This is a genomic window from Microbacterium xerophyticum, assembly GCF_053543555.1.
In genome coordinates this window covers 174,211-190,763 of the sequence record NZ_JBLVOB010000007.1, presented here as the reverse complement: position 1 = coordinate 190,763, position 16,553 = coordinate 174,211, and the positions used below count along the sequence as shown (strand labels likewise).

Genomic DNA, 16,553 nt, shown 5'->3' with positions numbered 1-16,553 from the left:
CCGTCCGTACGGTGTGAATATGCGAATCCTGCACACCTCCGACTGGCACATCGGCCGCACATTCCATGGCAACTCGACCATGGATGCGCTGGCCGAGGTTCTGGGTGCGCTGGTCGAGCAGGTTCGTGACAATGCGGTGGATGTCGTGCTCGTCGCCGGCGACGTGTTCGACTCCTCGACGCCGGCAGGTCCCGCGTACACGCTGCTGGGAGACGCCCTCGTCGGCCTCCACGACGCAGGCGCCAAGGTCATCGTCACGAGCGGCAACCACGACTCCGCCGCACGACTGGGGTTCCAGGCGCGTCTGCTGCGCGACGGCATCCACGTCGTCACCGATCCTCTGGCGGTCGGCACGCCGATCACGATCTCCGATTCGGACGGCCCGGTGCATTTCTACGGCATCCCGTATCTCGAGCCTGCGATCGTGCGTCAGCACTGGCCAGATGCCCTGCTGCGCACCCAGGCGCAGACCATGGCGCACGCCATGGGGCTCGTCCGCGCCGGTATCGACGCTCACGACGGGCGCTCCGTGGCGATCGCGCACTGCTTCGCGGCCGGGGTGGATGCCACGGCGGGGCTCGAGCGCGAAGTGCGTCAAGGCGGGCTCGACGTGGTGCCGCTCGATGTCTTCGACGGCCCCGACTACATCGCGCTCGGTCATATCCACGGGCGGCAGCAGCTCAGCGAACGCGTCCGCTACGCAGGGGCGCCGCTGCACTACAGCTTCGGCGAGCAGCACAAGGAGCGCGGCTCCTGGCTGGTCGACCTCGACGCGTCCGGTCTCGCCGCCGTCCAGTGGCTCGCACTGCCGGTGCCGCGGCGACTCGTGACGCTCACGGGCACCCTCGATGAGATCCTCTCCGCGACGAACGTCGAGGCGCACGCCGACGCCTGGGTGTGCGCGATCTACACCGACGCACTGCCCCAGGCCGAGCCGATGCGCCGGCTCAAGGAGAGCTTCCCGCATTGCGCGATGGTGCAGCACACGCCGACCGGCGGTGCCGAGCGCGCGCAGCACTCCTACGCCGAACGCCTCAAGTCGGCGGTCACCGACACCGAGCGCATCGAGGCCTTCCTCGAGCACGTGCGCGCCGGCCAGGGCCCTGGCGATCGAGAGAGCGAGCTCATCCGAGAAGTCCTCGACGACCGCGTGGCCGCCGAGGCCCTCGTATAGTGCGTCTCCACCGTCTCGAGATCGAGGGGTTCGGTCCGTTCCTCGATCGCCAGGTCGTCGACTTCGACGGCTTCGCCGACGACGGCATCTTCCTCATCGCGGGTCGAACGGGGGCGGGCAAGTCGAGCATTCTGGATGCGGTCTGCTTCGGCCTGTACGGGGGAGTGCCGAGGTACGAGAGCGGCGACAAGCGCCTGCGCAGCGATTACTGCGCTCCCGAAGACCTCAGCGAGGTGGTCGTCGAGTTCAGCACCACAGCCGGCCGGTTCCGGGTGACGCGATCACCGGAGTATCAGCGGCCGGCCAAGCGCGGCGGCGGGCTCACGAAGCAGCCGTCCGCCGTGGCGCTCGACGAATGGGTCGACGACGCCTGGGTCGGCAGGGCCGCGCGCGCGGTCGACGTCGGGAACGACCTCGATGAGATCCTGCAGCTGAGCAGAGAGCAGTTCCTGCAGGTGATCCTGCTCGCGCAGAACAGATTCGCCCGGTTCCTGCTCGCCGACAGCAAAGAGCGTCAGGCGCTGCTGCGTCGACTGTTCGGCACCGAGCGCTTCGAAGACGTGCAATCGCGGTTCGACGAGCGACGCCGCGCCGCCGAGAACGCGCTCGCGGGGCGGCTGGCCACTGTCACGGCGCGCGTCGAAGAGGCGGAGCGCGTGGTCACGGCCGCGTCGCTGTGGGGCGATCGCGCGGGCGGCGAGGACGCTGCGTCGACCGCGTCCGGCCCGACGAGCACCGAAGCCAGACTCGAGGCTCTGCGGCTCGCGCTCACTCGCGCCGAGTACCAGGCCGAGCGACGCGTCGCCGAGCAGGAAGATGCGGAGAAGACGCTCACCGCGACGGATGCTGCGCTCGTCGCCGCTCGCGACGAGCAGAAGGCGCAACGGGAGCGCGACCGCGCACGCGCGGCGCTCGAGGCGCTCGATGACGATGAACCGCAGATCGCCGAGGCCCGCCGCGCACTCGAGCGCGCACGCGCTGCCGAGGCGCTGCGAGCAACCATCACGGCCACGACCCGTGCGGAGACCGCGCGCTCGGTCGCGGCTGCGGCCGAGGAGACGGCGCGATCCGCGTGGGAGGCGTCCGGCACCGGTCGTGCGGAGATCATGGCAGAAGCCGATGCCGTCGCCGCGCTCGAGGCCTGGGCCGCGGACCGCACCCGCGAGAGCGGAGGCTGGGCACGAGCCGCCGAGCTGGAAGCCGCAGCGCCGGCGTTGGCGGCAGAGCTGGATTCTGCCGAGAAGCAGGTCGCCGCAGCCACCGAGCGCATAGACGCGGGAGAGGCCGAGCGCGCAGCCCTGCCGACCGTTCTCGCCGAGCTGACGGCGGAGCGCGATGAGATCCGCCGCCTCGCAGATCGCGTCGACGATCTGGCCCGGTCGCACGATGCTGCGAAGGCGAGGCGAGATGCCGCAGTCGAGGTCGAACGGCTGAGCCACGAACTCGACGCCGCAGAACGACGCCTCTCCGACGCCACCACGTTGCTCGCTGCCGCCCAGAACGAACTCGCCGAGCTGCGCAGGCGACGCCTTGACGGCTTCGCCGGAGAGCTCGCGACAGCACTCGTCGACGGCGAGCCCTGTGCGGTGTGCGGCTCGACGTCGCATCCGGCCCCGGCCGCGCACACCGATCCCGTCTCGTCCGACGACATCGAGTCGGCGGAGACGGCGCGGGATGCTGCGGCACGAGCCGAACGCGATGCAGCGGAACGCGCGGCCTCCGTGCGGACATCGCTCGCGGCCGCGGGTGCACGGGCGGAGGAGCGCACTGTCGAGTCCGCAGGGGCGGAGGTCGATGCGGCGTCGGCGGCTCACGCAGAGGCCGTCTCAGCCGTCGACACGCTGGCAGCAGTCGAATCGCGGCTTTCGGAGGCGAACGCCCGTGCCGCGCAGCTCGATGAGGAACGCACGGACTCCGTCGCGGCGCTGGCCACGGCCCGCGAGTCCTTTGCCCTGGTCGCTCAACGCAACCGCGAGGCGCAGTCGCTGATCGCCGATGCCAGGGGCGCGTTCGAAACCGTCGCGCAGCGTGTGGCCGACACGGCGGCGCAGATCAGTGCGGCCCGAACGCTCGCGGCGGCGATCGCCGAGCACGCCCGGCGCACAGCGGCGCTGTCGGAGGCGACGGCAGAACAGGAAGCGGCTCTCGCAGCCTCAGACTTCGACGATGCCGGTGGCGTCGAGCAGGCGCTGCTCTCCTCGGCAGAGCAGGCCACACTGGATTCGCGCATCACCGCCCACTCGGTGCAACGCGCCAAGGAGAAGGCGACGCTGCTCGAACTCGAGCTGCGCACACTCCCGGAAGAGCCCATCGATCTGACTCCGGTCGAACAGTCGGCAGCCGATGCTCGGGCGGCGTGGAAAGCGGCCGTCGATGCGCGCGGCCGTGCGCAGAGCACGGCCTCGCAACTGGCAGAGCTCATCGAGTCCGCGGCATCCGCGCACGCGCGCAGCGCCGACGAGCAGTCCGAGTACGAGATCGTTCGCGGCCTCGCCGACACGATCGCCGGTCGTGCAGGCAACACCCACAAGATGACTCTCGAGACGTTCGTGCTCGCGGCTGAGCTCGAGGAGATCGTCCAGGCCGCCAATCGTCGGCTCAGCGACATGTCGACCGGTCGGTATCAACTGCAGCACTCCGACGCTCTCGCGGCGCGGGGCGCGGCATCCGGTCTCGGCATCGTGGTCTTCGACGCCTTCACGGGCCAGACGCGACCTGCGCAGTCGCTCTCGGGAGGCGAGACGTTCCTCAGCTCCCTCGCGCTCGCTCTGGGCCTCGCCGAGGTGGTGACCGCGCGGGCGGGCGGTATCCAGCTCGACACCCTGTTCATCGACGAGGGGTTCGGATCACTCGACGCGGACACCCTCGACGTGGCGATGCGCACGCTCGACGAGTTGCGCTCCGGCGGGCGCACGGTCGGCATCATCAGCCACGTCGAGTCGATGCAGGAGCAGATCCCCGCTCAGCTCGTGGTCGAGCAGACCGAGAGCGGACCCAGCCGCATCCGCACCTGAGCGACCGATTCCTGTTCAAGTCGCACTTTCCGTCGCTCTGCCACGCTCATACCGACAGAAAGTGCGACCTGAATGAGATCAGGCGTTCGCGGGGCTCCATGCCGAGACATCGTCGAGCGCACGCAGATCCTCGGCCGACAGCTCCAACCGCGTGCTGGCGAGCAGATCGGCGACCTGCTCGACCCGTGACGCGCTCGCGATCGGTGCCGCGACGGTCGGCTGCGACCGTAGCCACGCCAGCGAAACCGACGTGATGGATGCATCGTGCGCCGCGCCGATGCGCTCGAGCTCGTCGATGATGCGCAGTCCATGAGGGGTGGCGTACTTCGCGGCGCCGCCGGCGCGTGCCGAATCGACGGCGGACGCATCCGTCGAGCGGTACTTCCCGGTGAGGAAACCGCTCGCGAGCGCGTAGTACGGAACGAGACTCAACCCGAACTCCTCGGCGAGCGGGATGATGCCCTCTTCGACGTCGTTGCGGTGCACGAGGTTGTAGTGCGGCTGCACCGCAACGGGAACGGCGGTTCCGGCATCCTGCGCGAGCGAGATCCAGGACCGGATGCGATCGGCGGAGTAGTTCGAGACGGCGGTGTGGCGCACCAGCCCGTCGGTGACGAGCTGGCCGAAGGCCGCGACGGTCTCCTCGAGGGGAGTCTCGGCGTCGTCGAAGTGCGCGTAGTACAGGTCGATCGTGTCCACGCCGAGCCGAGTCAGAGAGGCCTCCGCCGCGGCGCGGATGTTCTTGGCGGAGAGGCCCTTGAACTGCGGGTGGGAGCTGACCTTCGTCGCGATGGTGATGTCGCGGGGCCGGCGTGAGGCGAGCCACTCCCCGATGATCGTCTCGCTCTCGCCACCGCTGTTTCCCGGGACCCAGGCGCTGTATCCGTCGGCGGTGTCGATGAAGTTCCCGCCGCCTGCGGTGAATGCGTCGAGGATCTCGAACGAGGCGTCGCGGTCGGCGGTCCAGCCGAACACGTTGCCGCCGAGGGCGAGGGGGAGCACGTCGAGGTCGCTTCTGCCGAGGAGAGTCATGAGGTCTGCTTTCTGTCGTCTGACCGAGTCAAGCGCCTCGGTGCCGGACATATTCCCGACATGTCACGACGGCGTAACAGTCAAGGGGGATACTGGGACGCATGACGCTTCAGCAGGAGATCGCTCAGACACTCGGGGTCCAGGCCGAGATCGACCCGGCCGTCGAGATCGAACGGCGCGTGCAGTTCCTCATCGACTACCTCACCAAGGCCGGCGCGAAGGGATTCGTGCTCGGAATCTCCGGAGGGCAGGACTCGACTCTCGCGGGTCGGCTGGCGCAACTCGCCGTCGAACGCGTGCGATCCGACGGCGGTGACGCGACGTTCATCGCCGTGCGCCTGCCCTACAAGGTGCAGGGCGACGCCGATGACGCGACTGCGGCGCTCGGCTTCATCGCACCCGATCGCACCGTCGAGGTGAACATCCAGAACGGTGTCGACGGCGTGGAGAAGGACATCGAGCAGGCGGCCGGCGCCGACATCTCCGACTTCAACCGCGGCAACATCAAGGCACGCATCCGCATGGTGACGCAGTACGCGCTGGCCGGGCACGACGGGCGTCTGGTGATCGGAACCGACCATGCCGCCGAGGCCGTCACCGGCTTCTTCACGAAGTTCGGCGACGGCGGTGCCGACATCCTGCCGCTCTCCGGCCTCACCAAGCGGCAGGGCAAGGCGCTGCTGCGCGCGCTCGAAGCCCCGGAACGGCTCTGGACGAAGGTGCCGACCGCCGACCTTCTCGACGACCAGCCCGGTCGCGCCGATGAGGACGAGCTGGGTCTCACCTACGAGCAGATCGACGACTACCTCGAGGGCAAGCCGGTGGATGCCGACGCCGCGGCCCGGCTGGAGGGGAAGTACCTCGCCAGTCAGCACAAGCGCCACCTCCCCGTCGGTCCCTCCGACGACTGGTGGCGCTGAGCCGACCGCCTCGCCGGGACCGCGCTGTCTGATGCCCCGGCTACTCTCGAAGCATGCGGATCGACACCCAGGCGCAGCGCGTCATCTTCAGCGCGAGCGACCTGAAGGCGGCCGCCGAGTGCGAGTTCGCCTGGTCCCGCGCGATCGATGCGAAGCTCGGCAGAGTGCCGGCTGTCGTCGAGCCGGAAGACGCCACGCTCGCCCGCGCGGCGAAGCTCGGTGATCTGCACGAGGTGAAGGTGCTCGAGGCGTACCGCGAGCGTTTCGGTGCGGATGCCGTGCATGAGGTCGCCAAGGTGTCGTCCGCCGATGCGTCTTCGCTCGCGGCGGCGGTCGCGGAGACCGGCGCCGCACTGCGCTCCGACGCGAAGGTGCTGTTCCAGGCGGCGTTCTCGACCGACGAGTTCGTCGGATTCGCCGACTTCCTGCTCCGCGAGGACGACGGGTCGTGGCGGGTGCAGGACTCCAAGCTCGCTCGCACCGCGCGCGTCACGGCTCTCATGCAGCTGGCTGCATATGTCGATCAACTCGATGCGCTGGGCATCCCGCGTTCGGATCGGGTCGACCTCATCCTCGGCGACGGAAGCATCAGCACACATGCCGTCGACGACCTGCTGCCGCTGTTCCACGTGCGCAGGGCCCGCCTGCGCGCATTGATCGCCGACCGTGACGTCGAGGCGGGGACGGCCGGCGCTGCGCTCGTCTGGGGTGACGACCGCGGAGACCTCGAGGTCGTCGCGTGCGGGCGCTGCGCCACGTGCACCGAGCAGGTCGACGCGCATCGCGATCTGCTCATGGTGGCGCGTATGCGTCCCGTGCAGCGCGCCCGTCTGCGGGCCGGTGGCATCGAGACGATCGACGATCTCGCTGCGGCCGTCGCTGCACCCGCCGGCATGAACGTCGACACCTTCGAGTCGCTTCGCGCCCAGGCGCGGCTGCAGCTGCGTGCCGACGCCGACGATGCGCCGACGTTCGACGTCTACCACCCCGCAGCCATCCACACGCTGCCCCGTCCGAGTCGCGGCGACATCTTCTTCGACTTCGAGGGCGACCCGCTCTACACCGAACCTGCCGCCGACGGTCACGCGCAGTGGGGGATCGACTACCTGTTCGGCTGGGTCGACAACGACGACCAGTACACGCCGCTGTGGGCGCACACCTTCGCCGATGAGCGGATCGCGCTCGAGAAGTTCCTCGACTTCGTCGACGCCCGGCGCGCGGCTCATCCCGACATGCACATCTACCACTACGCGCCGTACGAGACCTCGCATCTCGTCGCGATGGCCGCGCGCTACGGCGTCCGCGAATCCGACGTCGACAGGCTGCTGCGCGAGGGCGTGTTCGTCGACCTCTACCCCCTCGTGCTGCGCACCGTGCGGGTGGGATCGCGCTCGTACTCGATCAAGAAGCTCGAGCCGCTGTACATGGGCGAAGAGGTGCGCACCAGCGACGTGCAGAAGGGCGACGACTCGATCGTGCAGTACGTGGCCGCCCGTGCACTCGCCGAAGCGGGCGAGAGCGCCGAGGCCGAGTCGGTCCTCGACGACCTGGCCGACTACAACCGCTACGACTGCGTGTCCACCCGCCGGCTGCGCAACTGGCTGATCGAGATCGCGAGGCAGAAGGGCGTCAGCCCCGCACCGCCCGACGACTCCGAAGAACTCGTGTACGAGCCGTCCCACCGCTCGGTTGCCCTGCTCGCCGATGCCGAACGAGACGTCGACGCCGGTGGCGACGGCGAGGTGCACCGCGTCGCCGCCGCGGCGATCGACTACTACCCGCGAGAGGCCAAGAGCTTCTGGGTGGGGCACTTCCAGCGACTGCGCGAGCCGGTGTCGATGTGGGATCAGACCCGTGACGTCGTGCGCGTCGATGCGGGTCAGAGCACTCTGCGCCGCGATTGGAGCGTGGAGGAGGGCCGTCGTGTCTCCTCGCGCGAGATCGAGATCCGAGGCGAGATATCGCCGGGCACCACCCTCGGCGCAGGAGCGAACCCTTTCGTGCTGTACCCGTTCCCCGCACCGTTCGACATCGAGGCCCCGTCGAGGGCCGTGCACGTCGCACGCGCGGTCACGATCATCGAGGTGCTCGACGACGGGTACGTCATCGCCGAGACCGCCGTGGGCGGACAGACCTGGGACGAGTTCCCGGTCGCCCTCACCCCCGCTGCTCCGCCGCGGGTCGTGTCGTTGCAGGGAGCGATCGACGAATGGGCGGATGCCGTGCACGAAGCGGCTCCCTCCTTCCCGGCGGATGCGGCGACCGACATCCTGCGGCGCATCCCGCCGCGCACGCGGTCGGGCGCCGGCCTGCCCGCCGTGGCCGGGGCCGCAGGCGGCGTCGACAGGATCGATGCCATCGTGCGGGGGGTGCTCGATCTCGACCACAGTTATCTCGCAGTGCAGGGGCCTCCCGGCACGGGCAAGACCTACACCGGATCGCGGGTCATCGCCCGTCTCGTGAACGAGCACGGCTACCGCGTCGGCGTCGTCGCGCAGTCGCACGCGATCATCGAGACGCTGCTCGAACGCATCGTCGCAGACGGCGTCCCGCCCGGACAGGTCGGCAAGGCGCCCAAGGACAAGGACGGCGATCCGACGTACACCGCGATCCCCAAGACGGGGATGGCGTCGTTCCTCGCCGAGCACCAGGGGCAGGGCGTCGTCGTCGGCGGCACGGCGTGGGACTTCAGCAACACGGCCCGCGTCGAGCGGCACGGCCTCGACCTGCTCGTGATCGATGAGGCAGGGCAGTTCTCGCTGGCCTCGACGATCGCCGTCGCGGCAGGCGCGAAGAGCCTGCTGCTGCTCGGCGACCCGCAGCAGCTGCCGCAGGTGAGTCAGGGTGCGCACCCCGAGCCGGTCGACACCTCGGCGCTCGGCTGGGCGATGGACGGCGACGCGGTGATCCGTCCCGAGTACGGCTACTTCCTCGATCGCAGCTGGCGGATGCATCCGTCCGTCGCGGCTCCGGTCTCACGGCTCTCCTACGCCGGCAAGCTCGCGTCGGCACCGGGGACCGACCGACGCGCGGTCTCAGGGATCGACCCGGGGCTGCACGTCATCGCGCTGCGTCATCGCCGCAATGCGACGCAGTCACCCGAGGAAGCCGCCGAAGTCGTGCGCATCGTGCGCGATCTGCTCGGGCGCGAGGTCACGGCGGCGGATGCCGCGCCCCGGCCTCTCACTGAGGCGGACATCATCGTCGTCGCGCCCTACAACGCGCAGAAGCAGCTCGTGATCGACGCCCTGGCCGCCGCGGGACTGACCGGTGTGCCGGTGGGCACGGTCGACAACTTCCAGGGCAAGGAGGCGGTCGTCTCGATCACCACGCTCGCCGCATCCAGCGGCAGAGACGCACCGCGCGGACCGGAGTTCCTGCTGCTGCAGAACCGTCTGAACGTCGCGATCTCGCGCGCCCAGGTCGCGGCATACCTGGTCCATTCGCCGGCGCTGCTCGACGATCTGCCCCGCACGCCGGAGGGGGTCGCGCGGATGAGCGCCTTCGCCCGCCTGGTGGGCGCCGACCGGCTGTGATCAGGACCGCGAACGTGACCGAACCAGTGGGCGACCGAGGAAGAACGATGCACACGATCGACGACATCCTGCATGCATCCGCCGGATGGGTGTGGTTCCCGCGCGACAGCGAGCAGCAGAAGGAGCATCTGCAGCTGGTGCGCTATCCACAGCGATTCGGTGGCGGCGTGCGCGGTTCTCAGGTGCAGTCCGACGCTGATCCCTTCGCCGTGCTCGAGCACGCCGTCGCCCGCACCAGAGCCTGGAGCGAGGCGCAGCTCACATTCTGGACCAACGCGTCGGACCGGCCCGATCTCGAGGACGAACTGCGCCGCCGCGGCGCGGAGCACGTCGACACGGTCACCGTCTTCGCCGCGGCGATCGACGAACTCGAGATCGTCGTGCCGGACGACGCGACGGCCGAGATCGTCCGGACTCTCGAGCAGGTGCGCGAGGTCGACAGCATCAACGTGCCGGTGTGGAAGCAGTCACCGCTCGACGAGGAGGGGCTGCGGACCGAGCATGATGAGGTCGAGGCGGCGCGTTCCTCGGGAGAGGGCGTCCGGGTGCTGGGCCGTCTCGATGGCGAAGCAGTGAGCACCGGTGGCTGCACGATCGTCGACGGTTTCGCACGGCTGTGGGGTGCCGCCACGCTGGAGCGGGCACGTGGTCGCGGTGCGTACCGGGCCGTCCTGAAGGAGAGGTTGCGAGCGAGCGCTGAGCTCGGTGCGACGACAGCACTCGTGAAGGGGCGTATCGCGACGTCCGCACCGATCCTGGAGCGGATCGGGTTCAGGAATTTCGGCGACGAGCGCGCCTACCGACTCGACCTCTCGTAGAGGACGCGTGACAACGGATCCGTCGAGTGCGGACCGTGTCGGTGCCTGCTGTTACGTTGTCGCCATGACCCCGCAACCGATTCATCATTCGCTCAACTACGTCGAGTTGACCGTGACCGACCTCGCTGCGGCGAAGTCCTTCTACACGGGCGCGTTCGACTGGCGTTTCGTCGACTACGGCCCCGAGTACGCCGGCATCGCCGGGGATGATGGTGAGGAGGCCGGTGGCCTTCTGCTCGCGTCCGAGGCGCGTCCGAACGGTGGGCCGTTCGTACTGCTCTACTCCGCCGACCTCGATGCCACAGCGGACGCGGTGGTCAGCGCCGGTGGCACCATCGTGCAGGAGGCGTATGCCTTTCCCGGCGGGCGGCGATTTCATTTCTCCGACCCCAGCGGAAACGAGCTCGGTGTGTGGTCGTCGCAGTGACGGCGGGCGCGCCGTGATTCAGACCGTGCCGTAGAGGCGGTCCCCGGCGTCTCCGAGCCCCGGCACGATGTAGCCCTTCTCGTTGAGCCGCTCGTCGAGCGCGCCGAGCACGAGGGTCACATCGCGGTCGCCGACCATCTTCTCGATAGCCTCGACGCCCTCAGGGGTGCCGAGCAGGCAGATCGCCGTGACGTCCTGCGCGCCGCGCTTGAAGAGGAACTCGATCGCGGCACCGAGCGATCCGCCCGTGGCGAGCATCGGGTCGATAGCGAAGCACTGGCGGTCGCTGAGGTCATCGGGAAGGCGCTCGGCGTAGGTCGTCGGCTCGAACGTCGTCTCGTCGCGCACCATGCCGAGGAACCCGACCTCAGCCGTGGGCAGGAGCTTGACCATCCCCTCCAGCATCCCGAGACCGGCGCGCAGGATCGGGACGACGATCGGGCGCGGCTCGGAGATCTTCACCCCCATGGTCGTGGTGACGGGGGTCGTGATCTCGACCGGACTCACCTTGACGTTGCGGGTCGCCTCGTACGCGAGCAGCGTCACGAGCTCCTCCGTCAACTGGCGGAACACCGGCGACGGGGTGCGCACATCGCGCAGCACCGAGAGCTTGTGAGTGATGAGAGGGTGGTCGGCGACGTGAACACGCATGTGTACAGAGTAATGCGCCGAGGGTGCTCGCAACGATGCGGACTGTCAGCCTCGCGTGGCGCAGTAGTGAGGTGGGACGGATGCCGCAATATGCTCGGATCATGCGCGAGGCCGATGACGACGGGATGAGGCGCGCTCTTGCGCTCGCCGCCGAGGCTTCTGCGGCGGACGAGGTGCCGGTCGGGGCGGTCGTGCTCGACGCGGCCGGACGCATCGTCGCCGAGGGTCGCAACATCCGCGAAGAGACCCACGACCCGACCGGGCATGCGGAGATCGTCGCGCTGCGGCAGGCCGCGGCATCCGTCGGATCCTGGAATCTCGAAGGCCACACTCTCGTCGTCACGCTCGAGCCGTGCGTCATGTGCGCGGGGGCGATCCTGCAGGCGCGGATCGGCCGGGTGGTGTTCGGCGCGTGGGACGACAAGGCGGGGGCGGCGGGTTCCATGTACGACGTCCTGCGCGACCGCAGGCTGCCCTACCGCGCCGAGGTCATCGGCGGTGTGGCGCAGGAAGAGGCGATGGCGCTGCTCCGCGATTTCTTCGAACAGCGCCGCTGAGCCTTCCGACCGCCTCGGGGCGCGCCCCGCGGATGTCAGTCCGAGGACTTCAGCACGAACACATCCGTCGGCGGCGTCGGATCGATCGCCGGGCGGTAGACGTCGGGCTCGATGTAGATCACCCTGGCGATGGGCACGACCTCGCGGATCTGCTTCTCGATCTCGTCGATGTCCGCGGCCGCTTCGCGCACGGTCTTGTCCGAGGTGAGCGCGATCTTCGCCGCGACGAGCAGTTCGTCAGGGCCGAGGTAGAGGGTCTTCAAGTGGATGAGCTTCTCCACGTCGGGGCCGGAGTTGATCGCGTCCACGATCAGGTCGATGTCGCCCTGGTTGGCGCCCTCGCCGACCAGCAGACTCTTGGTCTCGATGCCGAGGATCACGGCGATCAGCACGAGCAGCACGCCGATCGCAAGGGTGCCGAGTGCGTCGAACACGCTGTTCCCGGTGATGACGGTGAGCCCTACGCCGAGCAGGGCGAACGTGAGACCGGTGAGCGCGCCGATGTCCTCCAGCAGCACGACGGGCAGCTCCGGCGCCTTCGAATGACGCACGAACGACACCCACGACTGGCCCTTGCCGCGCACGAAGTTGCTCTCCTTGACCGCGGTGCGCAGCGAGAACGACTCCAGACCGATCGCGATGACGAGCACCACGATCGGCAGCCACCACCACACCGGGTCGAGCGCGTGCGGGTGCGTCAGCTTGTCCACGCCTTCGTAGATCGCGAACAGGCCACCGACCGAGAACAGGATGATCGAGACGACGAACGCGTACACGTAGCGCTCGCGACCGTATCCGAACGGATGCTCGCGGTCGGCCGACCGTCTGGCCTTGCGCCCGCCGAGCATGAGCAGCAGCTGATTGCCGGAGTCCGCGACCGAGTGGATCGCCTCCGCGAGCATCGATGCGGAGCCGGACAGGATCCACGCCACGAACTTCGCGATCGCGATGCCCAGGTTCGCCAGGAACGCCGCGACGATCGCCTTGCTGCCACCGGATGCACTCATGGGCCGAGTCTAGTTCGGCCGCACGTGATCCACATGAGCTGCCTCGGCGCTTCCGGACGCCGCGAAATAGGATGTCGACATGGCTGATTCACTCCCGTCCCTCGCGTTCCTCGGTGCCGGTTCGATGGGCGGTGCGATCCTCCATGGTGTGGTCGCGTCGGGCATCGACGTCGAAGGCGGAATCGTCGCCACCAACCGCACATCAGAGAAGGCATCTGCGCTCGCGGATCTCGATGGAGTCACCTCGATCGCGCTGGATGCGCAGCCTGCGGGGAACACGGATGCCGCGGCGTCAGCCGGCATCGTGATCGTCGGTGTGAAGCCGGCGATGGTGCCCGACCTCCTCCGCGAGATCGCGCCCGTTCTGCGTGAGGATGCCGTCGTGGTCAGTGTCGCCGCCGGGGTGACGTTGGCGACTTTCGCCGACGGCCTCGGACCGGATGCGCGCGTGATCCGTGCCATGCCGAACACTCCGGCCACCGTGGGCAAGGCCGTCACCGGGCTCGCCGCCGGGGCCGCGGCCTCCGCCGATGACCTCGCCGCGGTGCGGCGTCTGTTCGAGCTCGTCGGCGCCGTCGTCGAGGTCCCAGAGGAGCAGATCGACGCCCTCGGCACGATCTCCGGTTCCGGCCCCGCCTATGTCTTCCTGCTCATCGAGGAGCTGACGAAGGCCGCGGTCGACAAGGGGTTCGACGAGACGGATGCCCGTCTGATGGTCGAGCAGACCTTCATCGGCGCCACCGCGCTTCTCGAAGCATCCGGTGAGGACCCTGCCGAACTCAGGCGTCGAGTCACGAGCCCCAAGGGCACGACCGAACGGGCCATCGCGGTGCTGCAGGATGCGCGTCTCGACCGGGTGTTCGCCGCGGCGACCGACGCGGCGCTCGCACGTTCGAGGGAGCTCGCGGCAGGAGCCTGACCGCGACCGGCGCCGATCACCAGCGTCGTTCGACCTCTTCGACATGTCCTGGAACATCGGCGAACCTGACCACTGAGCCGTCCTCGAGCGTCACCTCGCCCGAGTACGTGCCGTAGCAGGTGTCGCCGCGGCTGAGGATGATCCATCGATTGAACATGTGCCGAACGTGACGTTCGGGAGTGAAGCGCATGCTCACGCGCGGCCCGGTGATGCTCCACGGCGCCAGCCAGTCATCCGTGTCGTAGTGCCAGTCGAGGTGATCGCTGACCTTGTGCAGCCGGCCGTCGATGCGAAGCCAGTTCTCGGTCGAGGGGGTCGCATCCGTCCACTTGCCGCCGAGCTGCAGGCCGAGGGTGCGCCCCTGATCGTCCTCGCCTCGGCCCGACCCCCAGTTCCAGAACGTTCGATACGGCCAGCGTCCGCGTCCCCGATCGTGCACTGCCGCGGACGAGCGGCGTTCCACCCGGTGCTCGACGCCGTCGACGATCACGGTTCCTTCGGCGGTGAGGTCGTTGTCCTTCTTCGTGTACTGGAACAGGCGGTCGTTCCACGGGACCAGCACGCCCATGGACTCATGATCGGGCTCCGCGTGCACCGTGAGATCCACCGAGATCCGCGGTGACTCGGCGTGCAGATGCGTGCCGCGCCCCTGCGGGGTGAGCCTGACGACGACGTCCCGGCGACGCGCCTGCATCGGGAGACTGTTGCCAGGGTCGCGCATGCCGGCGTGTCCAGGCAGCCACGTGTTCCCACCTTGACGGATCTCCGACGTGCCCTCCCTGTCCCAGTACGAGACCGAGACGTTCGCCCGATAGTCGTGGTGGGAGATGTTGAGGGTGATGATCGCAGTCGGCGTGGTGACGGCCCAGTACTCGAAGCGCTTGTTCCTGCCCCATCCGCGCAGGTTGGTGCGGTGGAGCGGCGAGCGGGTCCAGCCCACTGCCTCCGGGTTCAGCCGACCGGACGGCAGACACAGATCCACCGGTTCGGTGATCTCGCGTTCGATGATGCTCTCTCCGCCGCGCAGCACCGGCCGCAATGGAAGTCTCACTGATGTCATCCCTTCGTCGCGCCCTCTGCGAGGCCGCGGATCAACCATTTCTGTACGAGCAGCGCGAGGATCACGACGGGGATGACGGTGATCATCCCCGCCGCGGCGAGAGCGCCCCAGTTGGCGCCGTTCTCGGTGTCGCCCGCCATCCCTGCGATCGCCACGGGGAACGTGGTCGCGTTGCGGTTCGTCAGCACCAGCGCGAACAGGAGCTCCTCCCACGCGAGGATGATGCTGAAGATGAAGGTCGACAGCAGGCCAGGGAGCGAGATCGGGAGGATGATGCGGAAGAACGCCCCCATCCGCGAGCATCCGTCGAGCATCGCCGACTCTTCGAGCTCTTTCGGCAGGGCGAGGAAGAAGCCGCGCATCAGCCACATCACGTAGGGGACGATGAACGAGCAGTACGCGATGATCAGGGTGATGTGCGTATCGGTGATGCCCAGCGATCGCGCGACGAGGAACATCGGCACGGCGAGGGCGATCGGCGGCACTCCGCGCGAGGCGAGGATCAGTGCGCCGATGACGCCGGCGCCGCGGATGCGGAGACGGGAGAGCGCGTAGCCGGCCATCGCCCCGGCGATCAGCGACAGCACCGACGCGCCGACCGCGACGATCACGGTGTTGAGCATCTGCCCTGCGAAACCACCGCGGGTGAGCACGTCGACGTACTGCGCGATGGTCGGCTCGAAGATGAAGCTCGGTGGCGAGGAGAAGATGTCGCGCTGCTGCTTGAACGAGGTCAGCAGCATCCAGACGAGCGGCAGCAGGAACAGGAGGCACACGATCACGCCGGACCAGACGCGCGTGCGATGCGCTGTGGCGGTGCGGCGCCGGTGCGAGGTCGCGGGTGGGTTCAGAGCGGTCACAGCCGGTCCTCCAATTTCTTACTGCCCCACAGGAACACGAAGGTGAGCACCATGGTGATGACGAGCACGATGATCGCCATGGCCGAAGAGGTGCTGAACTCGAGCAGCTGGAAGGCCTGGCGGTAGATGTAGAGATTGACGACGTTCGTGGCCTGACCCGGCCCGCCGTTGGTCGTGGCGACGACCACGTCGAACATCTTCACGGCACCCAACCACCGCACGACGAAGGTCGCCGCGATGATGGGCGCGAGCATGGGCAGGCTGATCGACCTCAGCGTCTGCCACCAGTTCGCGCCGTCGACGGAGGCCGCTTCGAACACGTCCTTCGGCAGGGCGAGCATGGCGGCTGCGGCGATCAGCACCACGAACGGCACCGAACGCCACGTGTCGATGATGACGATGCTGATCATCGCCATGCCGGCGTCGCCGAACCAGTCGATGGGCTGGACTCCGAAGAGTCCGAGGAACCACGTCACGACTCCCCAGAGAGGATCGAGCATGATCTTCCAGATCCCGCCCGAGACCACGGGGGCGACGACCATCGGGATGAGGAAGAGGGCGCGGGCGCCGCCCCGCCC

The 16,553-nt window shown here is 68.6% G+C and carries 14 protein-coding genes; 8 read left to right on the top strand and 6 right to left on the bottom strand.

Going from position 1 to position 16,553, the window contains the following annotated elements:
• The first annotated feature begins 19 nt into the window (after positions 1–19).
• Positions 20–1,174 (top strand): exonuclease SbcCD subunit D, encoded by a 1,155-nt coding sequence (locus tag ACNPNP_RS12395; RefSeq protein WP_448966341.1) that lies wholly within the window; start codon positions 20–22, stop codon positions 1,172–1,174.
• Entirely contained in the window at positions 1,174–4,188 is a 3,015-nt protein-coding gene (locus ACNPNP_RS12390; RefSeq protein WP_448966340.1) for an AAA family ATPase, read from the top strand. The genes ACNPNP_RS12395 and ACNPNP_RS12390 overlap by 1 nt, the downstream gene beginning before the upstream one ends.
• Before the next feature lie 78 nt (positions 4,189–4,266).
• Here the strand turns inward: ACNPNP_RS12390 and ACNPNP_RS12385 are convergent, their stop codons facing one another.
• A complete protein-coding gene (locus ACNPNP_RS12385; RefSeq protein ID WP_448966339.1) occupies positions 4,267–5,220 on the bottom strand; it encodes an aldo/keto reductase in 954 nt (317 codons plus the stop codon).
• A gap of 101 nt (positions 5,221–5,321) precedes the next feature.
• Here ACNPNP_RS12385 and nadE point away from each other — a divergent pair, with 101 nt between their 5' ends.
• The 4 genes from nadE to ACNPNP_RS12365 all read left to right on the top strand — a co-directional run bounded on the left by nadE (position 5,322) and on the right by ACNPNP_RS12365 (position 10,921).
• A complete protein-coding gene (nadE, locus tag ACNPNP_RS12380) occupies positions 5,322–6,140 on the top strand; it encodes an ammonia-dependent NAD(+) synthetase (protein ID WP_448966338.1) in 819 nt (272 codons plus the stop codon).
• A gap of 53 nt (positions 6,141–6,193) precedes the next feature.
• Positions 6,194–9,676: a TM0106 family RecB-like putative nuclease gene (locus ACNPNP_RS12375; protein WP_448966337.1), complete on the top strand. Its 3,483-nt coding sequence runs from the start codon at positions 6,194–6,196 to the stop codon at positions 9,674–9,676.
• Between the two features lie 47 nt (positions 9,677–9,723).
• Positions 9,724–10,494 (top strand): GNAT family N-acetyltransferase, encoded by a 771-nt coding sequence (locus ACNPNP_RS12370; RefSeq protein WP_448966336.1) that lies wholly within the window; start codon positions 9,724–9,726, stop codon positions 10,492–10,494.
• A gap of 64 nt (positions 10,495–10,558) precedes the next feature.
• Positions 10,559–10,921 carry a VOC family protein gene (locus tag ACNPNP_RS12365; RefSeq protein ID WP_448966335.1) on the top strand — a complete coding sequence of 121 codons (363 nt, stop codon included), beginning with the start codon at positions 10,559–10,561 and terminating at the stop codon, positions 10,919–10,921.
• An 18-nt stretch (positions 10,922–10,939) separates the two neighbouring features.
• Here the strand turns inward: ACNPNP_RS12365 and upp are convergent, their stop codons facing one another.
• Positions 10,940–11,572, bottom strand: a complete 633-nt coding sequence (upp, locus tag ACNPNP_RS12360; protein ID WP_426185074.1) for a uracil phosphoribosyltransferase — start codon at positions 11,570–11,572, stop codon at positions 10,940–10,942.
• Between the two features lie 101 nt (positions 11,573–11,673).
• On the opposite strand from upp, the gene tadA reads away from it, so the two are divergent.
• A complete protein-coding gene (tadA, locus tag ACNPNP_RS12355) occupies positions 11,674–12,129 on the top strand; it encodes a tRNA adenosine(34) deaminase TadA (protein WP_448966334.1) in 456 nt (151 codons plus the stop codon).
• Positions 12,130–12,164: 35 nt separating this feature from the next.
• Here tadA and ACNPNP_RS12350 read toward each other — a convergent pair whose 3' ends face one another.
• Positions 12,165–13,136, bottom strand: coding sequence for a cation diffusion facilitator family transporter (locus ACNPNP_RS12350; RefSeq protein ID WP_448966333.1), 972 nt, complete (start codon positions 13,134–13,136; stop codon positions 12,165–12,167).
• Between the two features lie 79 nt (positions 13,137–13,215).
• Here ACNPNP_RS12350 and proC point away from each other — a divergent pair, with 79 nt between their 5' ends.
• Positions 13,216–14,055 (top strand): pyrroline-5-carboxylate reductase, encoded by an 840-nt coding sequence (proC, locus tag ACNPNP_RS12345; protein ID WP_448966332.1) that lies wholly within the window; start codon positions 13,216–13,218, stop codon positions 14,053–14,055.
• Positions 14,056–14,071: 16 nt separating this feature from the next.
• On the opposite strand, the gene ACNPNP_RS12340 is transcribed toward proC, so the two are convergent.
• The 3 genes from ACNPNP_RS12340 to ACNPNP_RS12330 all read right to left on the bottom strand — a co-directional run.
• Positions 14,072–15,106 carry a DUF2804 domain-containing protein gene (locus ACNPNP_RS12340; protein ID WP_448966331.1) on the bottom strand — a complete coding sequence of 345 codons (1,035 nt, stop codon included), beginning with the start codon at positions 15,104–15,106 and terminating at the stop codon, positions 14,072–14,074.
• Positions 15,107–15,111: 5 nt separating this feature from the next.
• A complete protein-coding gene (locus ACNPNP_RS12335; RefSeq protein ID WP_448966330.1) occupies positions 15,112–15,975 on the bottom strand; it encodes a carbohydrate ABC transporter permease in 864 nt (287 codons plus the stop codon).
• Positions 15,972–16,553, bottom strand: a 582-nt coding sequence (locus ACNPNP_RS12330) for a carbohydrate ABC transporter permease (protein WP_448966329.1), incomplete at its 5' end; no start/stop codon positions are given. The genes ACNPNP_RS12330 and ACNPNP_RS12335, both read right to left, overlap by 4 nt.

Bases quoted from the DNA above. Each gene is read 5' to 3' on its own strand.
- ACNPNP_RS12395 (WP_448966341.1), top strand. From the start codon at position 20: ATGCGAATCCTGCACACCTCCGACTGGCACATCGGCCGCACATTCCAT.
- ACNPNP_RS12385 (WP_448966339.1), bottom strand. From the start codon at position 5,220: ATGACTCTCCTCGGCAGAAGCGACCTCGACGTGCTCCCCCTCGCCCTC.
- nadE (WP_448966338.1), top strand. From the start codon at position 5,322: ATGACGCTTCAGCAGGAGATCGCTCAGACACTCGGGGTCCAGGCCGAG.
- ACNPNP_RS12375 (WP_448966337.1), top strand. From the start codon at position 6,194: ATGCGGATCGACACCCAGGCGCAGCGCGTCATCTTCAGCGCGAGCGAC.
- ACNPNP_RS12370 (WP_448966336.1), top strand. From the start codon at position 9,724: ATGCACACGATCGACGACATCCTGCATGCATCCGCCGGATGGGTGTGG.
- ACNPNP_RS12365 (WP_448966335.1), top strand. From the start codon at position 10,559: ATGACCCCGCAACCGATTCATCATTCGCTCAACTACGTCGAGTTGACC.
- upp (WP_426185074.1), bottom strand. From the start codon at position 11,572: ATGCGTGTTCACGTCGCCGACCACCCTCTCATCACTCACAAGCTCTCG.
- tadA (WP_448966334.1), top strand. From the start codon at position 11,674: ATGCGCGAGGCCGATGACGACGGGATGAGGCGCGCTCTTGCGCTCGCC.
- ACNPNP_RS12350 (WP_448966333.1), bottom strand. From the start codon at position 13,136: ATGAGTGCATCCGGTGGCAGCAAGGCGATCGTCGCGGCGTTCCTGGCG.
- proC (WP_448966332.1), top strand. From the start codon at position 13,216: ATGGCTGATTCACTCCCGTCCCTCGCGTTCCTCGGTGCCGGTTCGATG.